Source organism: Schinkia azotoformans, from assembly GCF_035811335.1.
Lineage (GTDB): Bacteria > Bacillota > Bacilli > Bacillales > Bacillaceae_J > Schinkia > Schinkia azotoformans.
This window is the reverse complement of sequence record NZ_JARSMD010000009.1, coordinates 15,169-32,646: the sequence shown is the minus strand read 5'-3', so window position 1 is coordinate 32,646 and position 17,478 is coordinate 15,169. Positions and strand designations below refer to the sequence as shown.

Here is a 17,478-nt window from a genome sequence, read left to right as displayed (position 1 = left end):
AATAATACAATGATAACCAAGTACTATTAACTATTACTTTAACTTTATTGCTTCGGTATAGTAGGAGGTAAAAAGAATGAAAACAACGATTTCAAAAGTAAGCAATTTTGTTGGACAAGAGGTAACGATTGGAGCTTGGCTGGCAAATAAACGCTCGAGCGGGAAAATTGCCTTTCTACAACTTCGCGATGGAACAGGGTTCATTCAAGGAGTTGTTGTTAAAGAAGAAGTGGAAGAAGACGTTTTTGCAAAAGCAAGAGCAATTACCCAAGAAACATCACTGTGGGTAACAGGGACAGTTCGAGAAGATGACCGCTCGCCATTTGGCTATGAGCTAGCTGTGAAAAATATTGAAGTCATACATGAATCTGTAGATTATCCGATTACTCCAAAAGAGCATGGCGTTGAATTTTTAATGGATCATCGTCATCTTTGGCTTCGTTCAAAGCGCCAGCATGCCATTATGAAAATTAGAAATGAAATTATCCGCTCTACGTATCAATTTTTTAATGATAACGGATTTGTTAAGGTTGACCCACCAATTTTAACCGGTACTTCTGCAGAAGGTGGCAGTGAATTATTCCATACTAAGTATTTTGATGAAGATGCCTATTTATCGCAAAGCGGACAACTTTATTTGGAAGCGGCAGCGATGGCTTTAGGTAGGGTATTCTCTTTTGGTCCAACATTTCGTGCCGAGAAATCAAAGACAAAAAGACATTTAATTGAATTTTGGATGATTGAACCAGAGGCGGCTTTTGTTGAACATGATGAAAGCTTAGAAATTCAAGAGCAATATGTCAGCTTTATCGTTCAGTCTGTTTTAAAGAATTGTAAATTAGAGTTGAACACATTGGGACGTGACTTATCTAAGCTTGAGAATATTAAGGCTCCTTTTCCTCGGATTACTTATGATGAGGCAATTGAAATATTAAAGAAAAAGGGAATAAATGATATCGAGTGGGGAGAAGATTTTGGTGCTCCACACGAAGTTGCGATTGCGGAAGAATTTGATAAACCAGTATTTATTACACATTATCCGGCCCAAATAAAGGCCTTCTATATGAAACCAGACCCGAAACGTCCTGAGGTCGTATTATGTGCTGATTTAATTGCACCTGAAGGTTATGGTGAAATCATTGGCGGTTCACAAAGAATTGATGATTTAGAATTGATGCAAAAACGCTATGAAGAGCATCATTTAACAGGTGGCTCCTATGAATGGTACTTAGACCTGCGTAAATATGGTTCCGTTCCTCATTCCGGCTTTGGACTAGGACTAGAGCGGACTGTAGCCTGGATTACAGGGGCCGAGCATGTTCGGGAAACTATTCCATTCCCACGACTTTTGAATCGTTTGTATCCGTAAATAGCAAATTATATGAAAAGGCTGACCGCTTTTTGGTCAGCCTTTTTCGACAGTACATGTTATAATATCCTAGAGGTGTTAGCCAGATGAAAAAAGAAATAGTGATCGATTGGTTGGCTGAAGGGAGTGTTGCAATACCAAAGCTTCTGTTGAAATATTATAAAAGCATTGGCTTAAATGAAGAGGAGTTTGTACTGCTCCTGCACGTTTATTCATCAATTGAAAGCGGAAATTCATTTCCAACTCCTGACGAGCTATCAGAAAGAATGAGCTGTCATAAGGAGCACTGTATGGAAATTATTAAATATTTAATTCAACACAGTTTCTTGCAAATTGAGGGTGCAACCGGCATGGACGGTATAATACATGAAAGTTATACATTACGTCCATTATGGGAGAAACTTCTGCATTTTTTATCAGAGCTTGAGAACAAACAGGTTAAGCGTGAAAATGAGCAAGTTGAAATTAATGTTTATACTATGTTTGAGCAGGAATTTGGACGTCCATTATCACCAATGGAATGTGAATCGTTGACGATGTGGCTTGATCAAGAAAATCATAGCCCTTTATTAATAAAAGCTGCCTTACGAGAAGCTGTAATGAGTGGGAAGTTAAACTTCCGTTATATTGACCGGATTTTATTTGAATGGAAAAAGAAAGGAATTGAAACACTTGAACAAGCACAGGATCAAGGGATGAGATTTAGAAGCCATCAACGGGTCAAATCCCAGCCAATAAAGCAAGAAACAACTTCGATTCCTTTCTATAATTGGTTAGAATCTTAAAGCGGGAATCTATAGTCTCGCTTTTTTTGAGGGGAAAGGAGGAGCTATATCCATGCTCAATAAAAAACAAATTGAACGTGTATTAGACACGATGGGAGAAATGTTTCCGGATGCCCATTGTGAATTAAACCATTCTAACCCATTTGAACTTGTAATCGCTGTTTCTTTATCGGCGCAATGTACGGATGCACTTGTCAATAAAGTAACAAAATCATTATTTGAAAAATACAAAAAACCGGAAGACTATTTAGCTGTATCATTAGAAGAGCTGCAAAATGATATTCGCTCGATCGGTTTATTTCGTAATAAAGCTAAAAATATCCAAAAGTTATGTAACATGCTACTTGAAGAATATGGTGGGGTAGTTCCAAAAGATCGCCTGTCATTAATGAAGCTTCCTGGAGTTGGCAGAAAAACAGCTAATGTCGTGATGTCAGTTGCCTATGGAATTCCGGCTATTGCTGTTGATACACATGTTGAACGAGTTTCCAAAAGGCTGGGTATTTGCAGGTGGAAGGATTCTGTTTTAGAGGTAGAAGAAACACTTATGAAGAAAGTACCGGAGGAGCTGTGGAGCCAAACTCATCATCGACTAATTTTCTTCGGTCGTTATCATTGTAAAGCGCAAAGACCACAATGTGAGATTTGTCCTTTATTGGATATTTGTCGTGAAGGGCACAAGCGAATGAAAGGAAGTAAAAAATAATGTCTGAAAGACATTTCCCATTAGATACAGTCTTTAATCAATGGTATAGTGAAAAGGATGGGATTGCAAAGTTTTTTAGAGATCGCAATACACAAGCAGCACGAGCTCCGATGAAAAAACATATAGCGAATTTCTTTGCTGTTTTGTTTGAAATCAATAATCTTCAATTAAATAACAGTGACGAGGTTATTGAGCAAGTTGACAAATTAAAGATTAAACCTATTAACAGCAAAGAAAGATTATCATTTTTGATAGAAAGTCCAACTCATTATCATTCTTTTATACAGTTATCTGAGATGTTTGAGGAACTTGAGAAGCAATATAGAAAACTTCTTGCGATAGAACAAAATAAAACCCGCATCACCGATCAGTAATTGGGATGCGGGTTTTATCATAAACTTTACTTTTACTTGCTATTGTCTAATAAGGTTAATTAGCTCCTCAATGTCTTCTTCGCTGATTCCATTATTATTTCCGGTGTCACCATTACCCGGATTAGGTTTTTTGTTATTATTTTGGCCATTTCCGTTATTATTGCCGTTACTAGGTGAACCTGGCTCCGTTGGTTCTGTCGGGTTTTCAGGATCAGTTGGATTGACAGGAGCCAATGGGTCAAAGATACTTGTCTCTATATTCGCTACCACAGGTTCACTTACATTTTCTCCGTTAGTATCATCAACAACAACGATTTCAAAGCCATATGAGCTTTCAGGATATGGGTCAGTAATTGTGACAGTCATTTCTTTTCCGGACCAATATGGGATAAAGTTACTGTTATTTATTGCTGTATTAACAACAAAGGAAACGCGTTCTAGCAATTTCTCATCATACTGCCATTTAAGGACAATTTTATTTGCTTCATTATCATAATTAACTTCAACATTTTGAACCGGTGGAATTGTATCAAACTGATCCGATGTTTCCGTCGGTTCTGTCCCTTTAACAAAGTATTCGTATACTACCTGGTCGCTAGGGGTAAAAACACTTGGCAGTTTAGGAGGGTTTGATCCTTTTACAACCGGTGATTTGACAACACTATTAGGAACTGTAAAATCCCTTTGTTTTTCACCTTTTGTGATTTCACTCATAACAACTTTGAATACTTGCTTAGCGATGCCTGAAGACTTGCTGGAAATATAATTTCCCTTTCCATGTTCACTATATCCGGTCCAAACCGAAATTGTATAGTCGGGGGAATAACCCGTAAACCATACATCCGGAATACCACCTTTAGGTATATCGTATTTTTTCTTTGTTTCATCATCAAAGTTTGTTGAACCTGTTTTTCCGGCAATATGGACTCCTGATACATTGGCAGAACGTCCTGTTCCAGATTTAACAACTGATTTAAGCATATCTGTGACCATAAACGCTGTATAGTCTTTCATGACAACCTCTTGTTCCGGCTGCATATCAATTTCACGACCATCAGGGAAGACAACTTTTCTAATCGTATGCGGCTTCGTATAGATCCCGTTGTTTCCAAAAGCACTATAGGCACCAGCCTGGTCCATCGGTGACATACCGTTAAAACCACCGATACTATATGCTTCATTGATTCGGTCCTCTACTCTAACCCCAAGTTTTGCTGCAAACTCACGTGATTTTGAAGGTCCAATCTCCTGAAACGTTTTAAGAGCCGGAATATTCCTTGAATCGGCCAAAGCGTCGCGAATAGACATTTGTCCTTTGTAACGGCCATCCCAGTTTTTAACGGCTGGGCCATTAGTGTAGCCATGCGGTTCATCCACGATTTGATGATAGGTCGACCATTGTAAATGTTCAATTGCCGGACCGTAATCAAAAATTGGTTTTGCCGTAGATCCAGGCTGACGTTTCATATCTGTGGCGAAATAGGATGTACTTTGATGTCTGCCACCACCAATTGCTAACAATTCACCTGTTTTTGTATCTTGAACGACTAGCCCAACTTGGAATCGATCATCAGGATAATTAATGTACTCATTCGTATCCAACACTTTTTCCACGAACTTTTGAGCATTAGGATCTAATGTTGTATAGATACTGACACCACTTGATAGAACATCTAGATCTTTAACCTGTTCTATTTCCTCTAAAACTTGATCAATAAAGGCATCATGTGGGTTTGTTTTTTCTTCTTTTTTAACAATGTAGTCGGTAACATGAGTTGCCCTTGCTGCGTTTGCTTGTTCTTTTGTTATTTTTCCATGCATTTCCATGTAGGATAGAACGGTATTGCGTCTTTTTTCAGCCAAGTCAGGATATTTATATGGGTCATACCCGGATGGTCTTTGCGGTAATCCAGCTAATAACGCTGCCTCCGGTAGTTCAAGGTCCTTAAGATCCTTTCCAAAGTAGGTTTCGGCTGCCTTGGCAACACCATACGCCCTGTTTCCGTAATTTATTTTATTCAAATACATTGTAAGAATTTGCTGTTTTGAATATTTTGCGTCAAGCTGAATGGCCAACCACTGTTCTTGAACCTTCCGCTTAACTGTTTTTTCCGGTGATAAAAATGAAAGCTTAACGACTTGCTGTGTGATTGTACTTGCCCCTTGTGAACCGAAGCCGTTTTTTACGTTCGCGATAATGGCACCGCCGATTCGGAATAAATCAATTCCAAAATGATCGTAAAAGCGCACATCCTCTGTGGCGAGGACAGCATCCTCCAACACTTTAGGAATCTCATCATAGGTAATATTCGTTCGCTTTTCATTACCAAGTTCAGCAATTAAATTTTTATCACGGTCATAAACCTTCGTTGATTGAGGAATTTCCAAAGCCGCTGCATCTAATTTTGGAGCATCCAAAATAAAGGCCACAGCCGTGATTCCTCCTGCAACTACTCCAATGACACCAATCATAAAGATAATAAATACGATACGTTTAAATAATTTGCGAGCACTTGATTTACTTTTTACATTCACTTTCTTTTCAGTTTTATTTTCTTTTAAGGCTCGCCTTTCTTGTCGTGTACGATAGTTTTCAGACACCGTAATAACCTGCCTTTCAAACTTCCTATAGATTAAAATAGATGCAATCAATGACTTTTAAATAATCAATTCTTGGATTGAGACTGATTGAAATCGGGTACCCACGTTCTTCAATATATTTTTTAGGAATTGATTTTCTGCCTCCTTTTGATTGTTCATCCCAATAAGAAAAAAGATGCTGTGCTTCCAAAAAAAACACTTCATCAGTAATGGAGAACCGTAAAAGAATAAAGCAAATCCCATTTTGCTTATACACAGCCTTCATGTGATTAATCTGATGTTCATGGAAATTATGCAAAGGAAATGACGTTTTATTTTGTGTTTCCTTTGCTTCGAAGTCAACATATTTTCCTCGGTAAACACCATTATAATCTGTAGTCGATTGCTGTTTGAAATATGCTTCTTTTATTACGGCTGCACTTCTTTTTGGATAATCAACAGATACAATTTGTACGGGTGTGGGTTTTTTATGAATGACAGCCAAACCCTGGACTAAGTAATACTGATTGCTTGCGTTAATATCCTCTTCAAGAGTCATACCGCGATTACTATAAGTCAATTTTTTTATATCTGTTGTTAGCTTTTTTTGTGGTGGCACAAAAGCTTGTCCATTCGGATATCGAATCGTCATCTTTTTCAGACCCTCTCAGGAAATTGCTCCTCTAAAATACTAAATATAGCATATTTTGTTGAATTTCGCACATGTTATTTGTGTACTCTAAACGTTAATACAATAAAGGAGATAATTATTTTGAATTTGATTTCCTACATCAATCGGATTGTCGCTAAGGGCAATGTAGATAACATCTCACGGACTCAGTATTATTATAGATATTATGTTCGAAATCCTGAAATAGAATGGTCCTTTTTAGCTAGTATCGTTTCAAGAAATGCCGGTTGGAATATGACTGATCTTAAGGGCATCTACCTCCCGCAGGTACTGCCCAAAAGCTTGCGAGAGCAAATGTTTCATACCTATGAACGGGCAAATTGGCTCATTTTTTTAGACGCATTTCCGCAATTAATGTTACATGAATTATCAAAACGATATAATACCTCGTTTTTTCATTTGTTAAAATACTTTCATGTTTCAGAGTTTATGCAAAAGGAATGGCGAACTTTTTGGGAGACGAAGGACCGGAAGCGGTTAATGGCTGCTCTAATTATTAATGAACAAAATGTTATTCAAAAGCCTGTTATTTCCCACCCATATTATAAAAGAAAGGTCTTTCATTCTTTCCCATTTTTAGTTCAGGATTGGCTACATTATAGTTCGGTTTTGTTTCCGACGATAGCAGGAAAATTGTATGGATTTTCTGTTCATGATTTTACAGATGTCGATGAAAGAATTCGATTAGGGAAAAAATTAGCATGGCTATTGTTCCATCCGGACTATTATCATGATTTCAAACAGTTTTCTGAGCGAACAGAGCATACGGGCTCGAGGCAGGATTATGAACAGTATATCGGTATGGGAAAAAGAAGGGACACCCCTTTTTTAAGAATGGCTTTTCCAATTATTCAACATCATCGTGGTGATTTTTCAGATTGGTACAAACCTATCAAAAGAACAGAGAAATGGTTTAAGCCGATTCGAACCCCCAAAAAATATCAGATTACAAATTGGTATTTAAACAAACAAAATCATCTACATAATGCGATTTCTATTTTAACTACAAAAAACGCTTGGTGATCCAAGCGTTTGATTGCACTTTTCTATTGTCTAGCTCGCCCCCGATTTTCCTATTCAGCCGGTCTGTTTGGCCCCTCAAGCTTTTTATTTCCATAGCCTGTTTTTGTTTCTTCATGTATAGCGCCGGAATTTTTCTTTTGCTTTCGTTCTTTAGCCATGATTTGATTATTCCTCCTTTTGTAGATAAGCCTCCTCTTTATTATTGATTTAGATGAAAAATATATACAAACTGATAGTGGTTGTCGAATCTATACTATTTTTAAGGATTTGCACTTCTTTTGCCGAATAAAAACTAGTTTTGTCAACCGTGAAGGGACTTTGAAAAATTTCTAGAATTAAACTAAAAACAAGGAAATCGGGAGGGATTTAAATGGGTGTTAACGGTCAATTTGATAATGCAGCCCAGAAAGCATGGGAGGAACGGTTTGATAAGCTTTTATCAAGATTAGATGATATCGAAAGGCAGCTATCTCTAAAAGCGGATGATGTTGTTTCGATGCAGGTCTTGCAGCATCGAAATGAATTGGAACAACTGGAATCTCGCCTAGAATTAATCGAAATGAGAATGGAACTCTTAGCGCAAATTGATGAAACGAAAATAGAAGTTGTTGAAAGTTATAAATTAAAAAAGCAACCATTTATGAATAAAATAGCAAGTATTTTTACTCTATAGGAAAAGAGAAAAGAGGCTGCATGACAGCCTCTTTTCTAATACTCAATTTCATCATAATCCTTTGGTTGTGGAACTGGCTGCATATTTGCAAAATCTAAATTCGTTTCTGTTAATTCCTCAGAAAACTCCAATTCACTGTGTATTTTGCGTGGATGAAGCCTCTTTTTTTGCTGCTTTTGATACCGTGGATATGGCATTAACAATGCACCTCTTAGTTATAATCTTCGTACATTATTAATATTTGATTTTGCAATGATTTCATTCATCGATTTATCGCATTGTTGTTGAAGCCCCTTGTAAAGTAAAACGGATGATTGTGCGTAATACACGTCTCATTTGATTCGTCGAAAAACGATAGGCTCTGAATAGATAAGTTAACCATTGAATTTGTTGGATCATGCTTTCGTATATATTATTTGTTTTATTGTTTATAGTTCCGCTGACTTGATGTGCATGGGACAGTGTGAATTGAATAACAGTCCAAATGATGTATGTGATCATTTCTTGATCCATCCCAGCAGTTTCAAGTTCATGTATTAGGTGGGCATGTTCCTGCCGAAAGGCATTGTAAATATGATTAGCTGTATTTTGTTGGCGGTAAAAATAGTCGTAATCTATTTGATAATAGTACATCCTTAATTCCTCCAATAAACAAAAGTCATTACTTTATTCTATGAGGGAATCAGAATTATGTTATTTGTACTAAAAAATATCCCTTTTTTGTTTGTGTGAATGAAATGTAATAAGGAAATTCAAACTATGAAGGAATAACGAAAAAGGAGTGGGTCAAAAATGACGACAAATCGAAATAGTAAACATGGTAGTAAAAATCAAAGTTCCCCGGAGCTTGGAACAAATGATGTAATGCATGGGGTCGAGATGGAAAGCGGGAATAATAATAAAGGCAAGGAATATCGTTCAAGAATTGGAAGTAAGTCAAAGAAACTCCATCATGAATCGTAACGTGTATGAATGAATAATTTAATGCCTAAGCTATAAAGAAATTGTCTTTAAAGGGGAGTGGTGATATATGGATGATAAATTATTAGCTTGGCAAACACAGCTCGAAAGCGAAAGAACGTCCCTTTTACAACTTCAAAGTAGTGGTAATTTTACCGATGAACAGGCCGGAAGATTATTGAATATTGAATCTATGCTTGAGCAAATCGCAATTAATCAATTTTTAAGTTAAGAAAAGCCGCCCATTATCCAGGCGGCTTTTCTTTATTGATCGTAACGCTCTCGTGCAGCATGCTCGGAAGCATTGACTTCTTTGCTGAAGGTTGCCTCAGCATACTCATTGCCAAATTCCTCTGCCAAAACATCTAATGGAGCAGCACTTTTCTTTTTATCAAATACTTCACGTTTCTTTTTTTGATTCGTCATTCATAAAACCTCCTAAAACTATAATTCATTACTTCATATCATATCGTCACCAAAAAAAGATAAAAAAATGTAAAAGATTAAAAGGTGTAAAATTTCAAATATTATAAAAAGTTGTTAAAATATGTTATGGAAGGGAGAGATTAAAGTGAAGCTTTCTAAACGAGATATTTTAGTAAAAAGAATTGAAAATCATCTTCGGCTTACATCAAGACAACTGGTGAAATTCGACACAGAGGAAGAGACTTTACAATATTTAATTAATTCATTTAGATCAGAACTTCATTGTGATTTTGTTGGTATTTTTTTGAAAGAGGAACATCAGTTATTTCCTAAGGCGATAAGTGGTGGTTCGGAGTCATTCGCAAATTCATTTCCGTTAAAAATTTCAGATTGTTCAAATGAGTTATTGATAAAAAGCTTGACGATAGAAAATTCTAATATTCCAGATTGTCAATTTTCAAGGTTATTGATGATGGAAAGAATTACAACCTGGTTCACTCTCCCTTTAAAAGAAGCGAATCATATTTCGGGATTTTGTGTTATAGGTTTTACGACAGCCGTCCCTTTATTTGTTGAGATGGATGATATATTTAATGAGTTTAGTAAAGATGTGGCCGTCGCTATCTCACTTGCTAAAGGGAAGGAAAAACAAAAAGAAAAAATTATTGGTATCGAGTGGTTTAGCCAAAATCTCCTGATTGATTCCACAATAGAACAGTTAGTAGAGAGAATTGTTGAACGTGCTGCCAAAGGCACTAAAGCAAAAGTAGCATGCATTTATCTATTTGATGAGAAAGAAGATTGTTTTGTTTTGCAATCACCTGCATATGGTGTCGTCAAACAACCGGAAATCATTGCAATTGCAGATGATTATATTTTAAAGCATCATTTTCCATGTTTAGAAACACCAGGCGGTGGACAGCTTACAGTTCCTTTAGTTATCAATTTGAAAACAATCGGTGTTTTACATGTAGAGGACAAGCGTAAAGGTGTTTTTACAAGTGATGATTTTGAAGTCTTGGAATTAATGTCCACCCATGTTGCTTCAATGCTCGAGAATGCAAGATTATATAAGAATGAAAAAGAACATAAACAACAGCTCCATTCCTTATTGAACTACCACCAGGAGCTTATTAAAAAAACAGTGGACCAAGAAGGGTTTGAAGGAATTACAGATGCTTTAAGCAAGCTGTTATTAAAATCAGTAATATTATTTGATCGGTTTTTGCGTCCGCTCAGCTTTAACTTAATGAATCTAAAGGAAAGCGACTTACAGATAATTGGTGAATTTGCTGAGAAAATAATATTGAATAATAGAAAAAATGAAATGATGATTCCGATTGCTAATGACCGAAGTGAAAATTTTCATTTTTGGCCAGTGAACGGCGCGGGAGATTTATTAGGCTATTTAGCTGTCAACATACCATCTGATGAGTTTGATGATATAGCCAGAATAAGTATTGAACTAGCATTGAATGTTTATTCTGTTCAATTTGTTAAGCAAAAGATCGTTTTAGATACAAAAGAACAGGTCAAGGATAGCTTTATTAATAAATTATTAGCAAAAAAGGTGGAAGATCCGAAAAGTATTATGCAATACGCAAATCTATTTAATTGGGATTTGCGGAAGGAATATAGAATTTCTGTGTTATCTATCATTCTTGATGACGATGAAATAAAAAAAGGTAATTTACTAGAACAACAAGCAAAGAAGTCATCCATCTGGGAACGATTAAGAGCAAGTTTGCAGCTGTTTGATCCGGATTTTATCTTTTCAAATAAAGGTGATGATTTTATTTTATTTGTTGAATCGGCAAAAGAGCGGAAAAATCCTGAGAAATATTGGGATACTCTATATGAATATTTAAACAATAGAATGAAAAGGGAGAAAATATCAGGTCAGTTATTTATTGGTGTTGGCGGAAAAACAAATGATATACATGAATATTACAATTGTTATCTACAGGGACTACAAGCTATCCATGTAATTAATCAGCGTATTCCCAGGACCGGATTTGCATTATTTGAAAAGCTCGGTGCCTATACTTTACTTTATCATTTAAAGAATAACGACTTTGCCTCAGATTTTATTAATCGACATTTAAAGCCCTTATTACAATATTCAGATCAAAAAAATGTGGATTTGTTTCAAACGCTCCGAGTTTATCTTTTTCAAAATGGTAATTTAAAAGAAACGGCAGATACTCTTTTTATACACAGAAGTACATTACAATATCGAATCGAAAAGATCCAAACCTTATTGAAGGTTGATATTAATGATTCAGAAGAGCGTTTGAATTTAATGATGGCTTATAAACTTTATGACTTACAACGGGTTGCTCCTAATAATTAAGGAAATTGAATGGGATGTTTCGTACACGGCATACATATGAAAATATGAAAATCGGTCTTACAATGTAGAAAATATACTTTGTTGTTTGGAGGAACAGACATGGTTGATTCATTAAAATATGAAATTATGAATAATGTGGCATATGTTTCTATTGATCTTATTCCTTATAGTCCATTAAACAATGAATTATATAAAGAACTTGCTTTTGTGATGATGGAAATAGATAGAGATGATGACGTTAATGTTGCAGTAATTTCGATTGAAAATGATAAGATATTTGATTCAAAAGAGAAAATAAGAAGGATAATTAATTTCAATGAAAATAGAAGCATTAACCCCTCACAAATATCTAACTATGCTTATCGTGTTATAAAAAAAATGACCAAGCCCGTTTTGGGAGCTATTAATGGGTTGGCCATTGGGGGAGTGTTTGAATTAGCCCTATCATGTGATCTCCTTATTTGTTCTGATCGGGCTAAATTTGCATTTCCAGAAGTCAACTTGGCCATTCTGCCAAGTGGCGGAGGTACACAACGTTTACAACAAATAGTCGGACAATCAAAAGCGAAGGAACTTCTCTACTTTGGTACGATGATTGATGCCCAAAAGGCAATGGAGATTAACCTGGTAAATTCAGTTGTCCCATATGAACAATTAATGCGAACAACAAAAGAATGGGCTGAAAAGTTAGCTAAAAAAACAATCCATGGTGGAAAGTATTAACATCAATATATATATAGGCAGTCCCAAACATAGGGGAGTGCTTTTTTTTTATTTCTATACTTTTTAAATCTATTAATATAATAAATCCGTATAATTGCTGAAAAAGAGGTGTGCTTTTCATATACCGTGTAGGTGTTTTTATAAAGTGTAATTATTTATAATCAAGTTACAGAAAATAGAAAAATATCTGAATTATCAATCGCTGTTTATCTTTGTACTAGAGTTACAACTTTGCTAGATACATACGGATATCATTTGGAAGCGGTTGCAATGTGTGAATTTTTTCGATTGAGGGGGAAAGAGAACTTGTTTAAATTACGCTATGAAATGTCAGTTTCACAATTGTTACGGACTGCCATTGAAAAATGCCCTGACAGTGAAGTCATTGTTGATGAGATTAGAAGAATGAAATATTCCGAACTTGATAAGGAGTCAACTGAATTAGCGGCCGGATTAACTACTTTAGGCGTAAAAAAGGGTGATCGTGTTGCGGTTAGCCTGCCCAATTGGCATGAATTTATCGTAATTAAATTTGCGCTAGGAAAGATTGGAGCTATTCTAGTCCCGTTTAACACGCGCTTTAAAATTGGTGAAGTGGCCTACATTCTTCAAAAATCGGGAGCAAAAGCGGTTTTCTTCCCACGTGAGTTTGACGATATCAATCATTATGGACAGTACCTTGAATTGAAAGAAAGCATCCCCACCCTCCAACATTTAATTGGGGTCCGTTTCAAAGCCGAATCAGTTCAAAGTTTTGAAGATTTGCTTGAATTAGGAAAGGGAGTTCCATTTACAGAAGTAGAAATTGACTCCAAGGAAGATGTTTCCGCAATCTTATTTACTTCTGGAACGACAGGAAAACCGAAGGGCGCCATGCTTACCCATAAAAATTTAGTACATACAGCGGTAGCTGGCGGGGAGTGGATGAGATGTACACCAGATGATGTATTTTTAATGCCTACACCAGTTTTTCATGTTATGGGGCTTATGTTTATTCTTAGAACGGTCGCTTCAGAAGCACGAATGGTGTTAATGGAGGTATTTAAGCCAGAAAAAGCGCTTGCCCTGATAGAAAAGGAAAAGGTAACCATCCATCCTGGTGTTCCAACGATGTTTATTCTTGAATTAAATCACCCTAATTTTAAGAAGTACGATCTTTCATCATTAAGAACTGGAGAAATGGCGGCGGCACCTTGTCCAGTAGAAATCATTCATCGTATTCGAAAAGAAATGGGAATGAATGTACTGGTAGGTTATGGAATGACCGAAACATCACCGACCTTAACAGCAACAGGATTTGACGACGACAATATCACACGGGCTGAAACAGTTGGACGTCCATTGCCAGGTGTAGAAATTAAGATCGTGGATGAGAACAGAAATGTGGTCGAACTAAATACAATTGGTGAATTAGCTTGTCGCAGCTTTGGCCTAATGAAAGGCTATTATAAGGATCCAGAAAAAACAGCGGAGGCAATGGATGAAAATGGTTGGTATTATAGCGGTGATCTAGCCACTCAAGATGAAAAAGGCTATATTCGCATCGTTGGGCGCAAGAAGGAAATGATCATACGCGGTGGATACAATATTTATCCAAGGGAGGTAGAAGAATATTTCTATACCCATCCAGGGGTAATGGAAGTGGCGATTGTCGGATTGCCAGATTCAGTTTTGGGTGAGGTCTCGTGTGCATGTATAAAACCGAAGCCCAATGTAGTTCTCACGGAGGCTGAAATGAAAGATTTTATTAGTGAGAGAGTGGCAGATTATAAGGTTCCAGACCGAATTGTATTTGTTGATAGCTTTCCAATGACCGCATCTGGAAAAATTAGAAAGCTAGATCTCAAAAGTCAATTACAGTCTGAGTACCAAGCAAAATAATAGATCATAAAAATATGGAGGTTTGTAATGAATATCAAAACAGTTGGAGTCGTCGGCGCAGGTTCAATGGGCGGAGGTATCGCTAATTTAGCAGCAATCAATGGCTATAATGTGATTTTAAGAGATATTAGTGATGAATATCTCCAAAGAGCATTAAATAATATGGATAAGTTCATGAGTAAAAGTGTTGAACGAGGGAAAATGACGCCTGAACAAAAAACAGAGGCATTAGCTCGAATTCAAACGACAACAAATCTTGAAGATATGAAGGATGCCGATATCGTTATCGAAGCAGTTATTGAAGATTTAGATTTGAAAAAAGAGGTTTTTACACAGCTTGATGAGATCGTCCGAGAAGGAGTAATTTTGGCAACAAATACATCATCAATGTCAATTACACTTATTGCTGAAGCAACAAAGCGCCCAGAACGTGTTGCAGGAATGCACTTCTTTAATCCTGCTCAAATTATGAAGCTTGTTGAGGTTGTTAGAGGCTATAAAACTAGTGATGAAACAGTAGCAGAGCTTAAAGAATTTTCATTAAGTTTGAAAAAAGAGCCGATCGAAGTGAAGAAGGATGTACCCGGTTTTATTGTGAACCGGATTATGACACCGCAATTTATTGAAGCAATTAAGCTATTAGAAGAAGGTGTTGCATCAGCCGAAGACATCGATAAGGCTGTTACTTTAGGTTTAAATTACCCAATGGGGCCATTCACACTACAAGACTATGCCGGTGTTGATATTGGTTATTACGTCATGGAATACTTTGCTAAGGAATTTAACGATAATAAATGGGCACCGCCATTATTATTAAAACAATTAGTACGAGCTGGCAGATTAGGTAAAAAGACAGGCGCTGGCTTTTACGATTACAATAACTAAAAATTTGGAGGAATTACAAAATGAATTACGATTTTTTACAATGTGAAATTGAAGATAATATTGCGATTGTTACGATCAATCGACCACCGCTAAATCCTTTAAATACGGCTGTTTTTAATGAGTTGGGTTCCTTAATGTCAGAATTGGATATGGACCCTGAAGTGAAGGTTGTGATTATCACTGGCAGTGGCGAAAAAGCGTTTGTTGCAGGGGCGGATTTACATCAAATGATGAACCTCTCCCATGTCGGTATGATGGAAATGAATAAAATTTCTAGAAATGTATTTAGTCAAATCGAAAATATATCAAAACCTGTTATTGCAGCCATTAATGGCTTGGCTCTAGGTGGAGGTTTGGAGCTTGCATTAGTTTGTGATTTCCGCATCAGTTCTGAAAAAGCAAAATACGCCTTCCCAGAAGTTGGACTAGGAATTATTCCTGGTGGCGGGGGTACTCAGCGTCTGCAAAGAATCGTTGGACAGGGAGTAGCAAAAGAACTTCTTTACTTTGGAGACATGTTTAATGCCGATAAAGCCTTGGATATTCATTTAGTTCATAAGGTAGTGCCAGCCGATGAAGTATTACAAACAGCAAAGGAATGGGCAGGAAGATTAGCGGAAAAGCCGATCATGGCTTTGCGCATGATTAAAACAGCGGTGAATACTGGTGCGAATGTTGACATTGAATCTGGGTTAACAATCGAAAGCGCCTGCTTCAGTAATGCCTTTGCGACAGAGGACCGTAAAGAAGGCATGCAAGCGTTTGTTGAGAAAAGAAAGCCTGTCTATACTGGCCAATAATCATCTATCTAGGGTAAAAATAGGAGGAATTAGGATATGAAAAAGCTGTTTAAAAGGAAGTCTTTACTCATAACTTTAATGTTATCTTTGCTATTAGTTTTTACAGCTTGTGGAAATACACAAACGAATTCTAGCAGTAGTACTGGTGAAAGCAGTCAAGGAGAAGCAGGTGGCGCGGGTGATGTGATCAAGATTGGGGCTATCTTTTCTGAAACTGGACCAGCATCAACATTAGGTAAAACACAGGCTAATCTAGTGAAGCTATTACAAAAACAGCTTGATGAGCAAGGTGGAATTGATGGTAAGAAGATCCAAATTATTATGCAAGACTATGAAACGGATGATACAAAAGCCGTCGTCGCAGCGGATAAGTTAATTTCCGAAGGTGTTGTCGCAATTGTAGGAGCAACACAATCTAGTACAACAATGGCAATTGTTCCCAAAATTACAGGTGCAGGTATTCCATTGATGACAACTGCACCAATTAACCCAGATACTAAAGGTGTTTTCCAAATGGCACCAAGCAATGTAACCGCAGGTGAATTAATTAAAGACTTCCTACAAGAAAGAAATATTTCAAAAATAGCTTGGATTAATGCACGTGATGGGTATGGTGTTGATGGATTGCCATCATTTGAAAAAGTAGCTGCAGAAAATAATATTGAAATTGTTGCTCATGAAGAATTTGATGCCAATGCTACGGATATGACTATTCAATTAACAAATATTCGTAAAGCCAATCCAGAGGCGATTATCGTTTGGTCAAGAACACCTGGAGCAGGTATTGTTGCAAGAAACTTCAAGTCTTTAGGTTTTGATATCCCAATGATTCAAGCAAATGCAGCAGCAAACCAAGGATTTTTAGACCAAGTGAAAGATGATAATGAAGAAATCTTTATTGTAGGTGCCAAATTAAGTGTTGTTGATCAATTACCAGCTGGTCCGCAAAAAGACAACTTAATGAAATTGCGCGATGATTACAAAGCAATGTTCAATAGTGAGCCGGATAACTTTACTGCACATGCAGCCGATGGATTTAATTTAATTTTTGAAGCGATTAAGGCTGGAAATACAACGTCTGAACAAATTGCAGAATACCTGCAAAACAATGTTAACGATTACCTCGGCCTATCAGGCACATTTAATACAAAGTCTTATGTTGGACCAAACGAAGATGGATTCTCAATGTTAGCCATTGAGAACAACACTTGGAAATTTAGTGAGCAATAAATAGAAAAAAGCACAATGG

The 17,478-nt window shown here is 36.7% G+C and carries 19 protein-coding genes; 14 read left to right on the top strand and 5 right to left on the bottom strand.

Annotated elements, in window-relative coordinates:
- Positions 1-76 precede the first annotated feature (76 nt).
- The 4 genes from asnS to P9E47_RS04715 all read left to right on the top strand — a co-directional run bounded on the left by asnS (position 77) and on the right by P9E47_RS04715 (position 3,234).
- Positions 77-1,369 (top strand): asparagine--tRNA ligase, encoded by a 1,293-nt coding sequence (gene asnS / locus P9E47_RS04730; protein WP_326162699.1) that lies wholly within the window; start codon positions 77-79, stop codon positions 1,367-1,369.
- An 86-nt stretch (positions 1,370-1,455) separates the two neighbouring features.
- Complete coding sequence (locus P9E47_RS04725; RefSeq protein ID WP_326162697.1) at positions 1,456-2,154, top strand: DnaD domain-containing protein; 699 nt, start codon at positions 1,456-1,458, stop codon at positions 2,152-2,154.
- Positions 2,155-2,206: 52 nt separating this feature from the next.
- Complete coding sequence (nth, locus tag P9E47_RS04720) at positions 2,207-2,860, top strand: endonuclease III (RefSeq protein ID WP_326162695.1); 654 nt, start codon at positions 2,207-2,209, stop codon at positions 2,858-2,860.
- Positions 2,860-3,234: a YpoC family protein gene (locus P9E47_RS04715; protein ID WP_003331110.1), complete on the top strand. Its 375-nt coding sequence runs from the start codon at positions 2,860-2,862 to the stop codon at positions 3,232-3,234. Before nth ends, P9E47_RS04715 begins: the two co-directional genes overlap by 1 nt.
- 39 nt (positions 3,235-3,273) lie before the next feature.
- Here P9E47_RS04715 and P9E47_RS04710 read toward each other — a convergent pair whose 3' ends face one another.
- Together P9E47_RS04710 and recU are read right to left on the bottom strand one after the other, a co-directional pair.
- Positions 3,274-5,835 (bottom strand): transglycosylase domain-containing protein, encoded by a 2,562-nt coding sequence (locus P9E47_RS04710; protein WP_326162694.1) that lies wholly within the window; start codon positions 5,833-5,835, stop codon positions 3,274-3,276.
- Between the two features lie 25 nt (positions 5,836-5,860).
- Entirely contained in the window at positions 5,861-6,466 is a 606-nt protein-coding gene (recU, locus tag P9E47_RS04705) for a Holliday junction resolvase RecU (RefSeq protein WP_003331108.1), read from the bottom strand.
- Positions 6,467-6,586: 120 nt separating this feature from the next.
- On the opposite strand from recU, the gene P9E47_RS04700 reads away from it, so the two are divergent.
- On the top strand, positions 6,587-7,528 hold the full coding sequence (locus tag P9E47_RS04700; protein ID WP_003331107.1) for a DUF2515 domain-containing protein: 942 nt from the start codon (positions 6,587-6,589) through the stop codon (positions 7,526-7,528).
- 370 nt (positions 7,529-7,898) lie between these two features.
- A complete protein-coding gene (locus P9E47_RS04695; protein WP_003331106.1) occupies positions 7,899-8,201 on the top strand; it encodes a hypothetical protein in 303 nt (100 codons plus the stop codon).
- A gap of 35 nt (positions 8,202-8,236) precedes the next feature.
- On the opposite strand, the gene P9E47_RS04690 is transcribed toward P9E47_RS04695, so the two are convergent.
- Both P9E47_RS04690 and P9E47_RS04685 read right to left on the bottom strand, forming a co-directional pair.
- Positions 8,237-8,398 (bottom strand): hypothetical protein, encoded by a 162-nt coding sequence (locus P9E47_RS04690; protein ID WP_087946156.1) that lies wholly within the window; start codon positions 8,396-8,398, stop codon positions 8,237-8,239.
- Between the two features lie 73 nt (positions 8,399-8,471).
- A complete protein-coding gene (locus P9E47_RS04685) occupies positions 8,472-8,834 on the bottom strand; it encodes a hypothetical protein (protein ID WP_003331105.1) in 363 nt (120 codons plus the stop codon).
- 159 nt (positions 8,835-8,993) lie between these two features.
- Between P9E47_RS04685 and P9E47_RS04680 the strand changes: the two genes are divergently transcribed.
- Entirely contained in the window at positions 8,994-9,164 is a 171-nt protein-coding gene (locus P9E47_RS04680; protein WP_003331104.1) for a hypothetical protein, read from the top strand.
- A gap of 67 nt (positions 9,165-9,231) precedes the next feature.
- Positions 9,232-9,393 carry a hypothetical protein gene (locus P9E47_RS04675; RefSeq protein ID WP_157382104.1) on the top strand — a complete coding sequence of 54 codons (162 nt, stop codon included), beginning with the start codon at positions 9,232-9,234 and terminating at the stop codon, positions 9,391-9,393.
- Between the two features lie 32 nt (positions 9,394-9,425).
- Here P9E47_RS04675 and P9E47_RS04670 read toward each other — a convergent pair whose 3' ends face one another.
- Entirely contained in the window at positions 9,426-9,587 is a 162-nt protein-coding gene (locus P9E47_RS04670) for a hypothetical protein (RefSeq protein WP_161773161.1), read from the bottom strand.
- A gap of 145 nt (positions 9,588-9,732) precedes the next feature.
- Here P9E47_RS04670 and P9E47_RS04665 point away from each other — a divergent pair, with 145 nt between their 5' ends.
- The 6 genes from P9E47_RS04665 (at position 9,733) to P9E47_RS04640 (ending at position 17,459) form a co-directional block, all read left to right on the top strand.
- Positions 9,733-11,940, top strand: a complete 2,208-nt coding sequence (locus tag P9E47_RS04665) for a helix-turn-helix domain-containing protein (protein ID WP_326162692.1) — start codon at positions 9,733-9,735, stop codon at positions 11,938-11,940.
- 99 nt (positions 11,941-12,039) lie between these two features.
- Positions 12,040-12,663 carry an enoyl-CoA hydratase/isomerase family protein gene (locus tag P9E47_RS04660; RefSeq protein ID WP_003331102.1) on the top strand — a complete coding sequence of 208 codons (624 nt, stop codon included), beginning with the start codon at positions 12,040-12,042 and terminating at the stop codon, positions 12,661-12,663.
- 306 nt (positions 12,664-12,969) lie between these two features.
- Positions 12,970-14,544 carry a long-chain-fatty-acid--CoA ligase gene (locus P9E47_RS04655; protein ID WP_003331100.1) on the top strand — a complete coding sequence of 525 codons (1,575 nt, stop codon included), beginning with the start codon at positions 12,970-12,972 and terminating at the stop codon, positions 14,542-14,544.
- Between the two features lie 27 nt (positions 14,545-14,571).
- On the top strand, positions 14,572-15,429 hold the full coding sequence (locus P9E47_RS04650) for a 3-hydroxyacyl-CoA dehydrogenase family protein (protein ID WP_003331099.1): 858 nt from the start codon (positions 14,572-14,574) through the stop codon (positions 15,427-15,429).
- A 20-nt stretch (positions 15,430-15,449) separates the two neighbouring features.
- The gene (locus P9E47_RS04645; RefSeq protein ID WP_003331098.1) at positions 15,450-16,229 is read left to right on the top strand and encodes an enoyl-CoA hydratase-related protein; all 780 of its coding nucleotides are present in this window, start codon (positions 15,450-15,452) and stop codon (positions 16,227-16,229) included.
- Between the two features lie 36 nt (positions 16,230-16,265).
- Positions 16,266-17,459 (top strand): ABC transporter substrate-binding protein, encoded by a 1,194-nt coding sequence (locus tag P9E47_RS04640; protein WP_003331097.1) that lies wholly within the window; start codon positions 16,266-16,268, stop codon positions 17,457-17,459.
- Positions 17,460-17,478 lie beyond the last annotated feature (19 nt).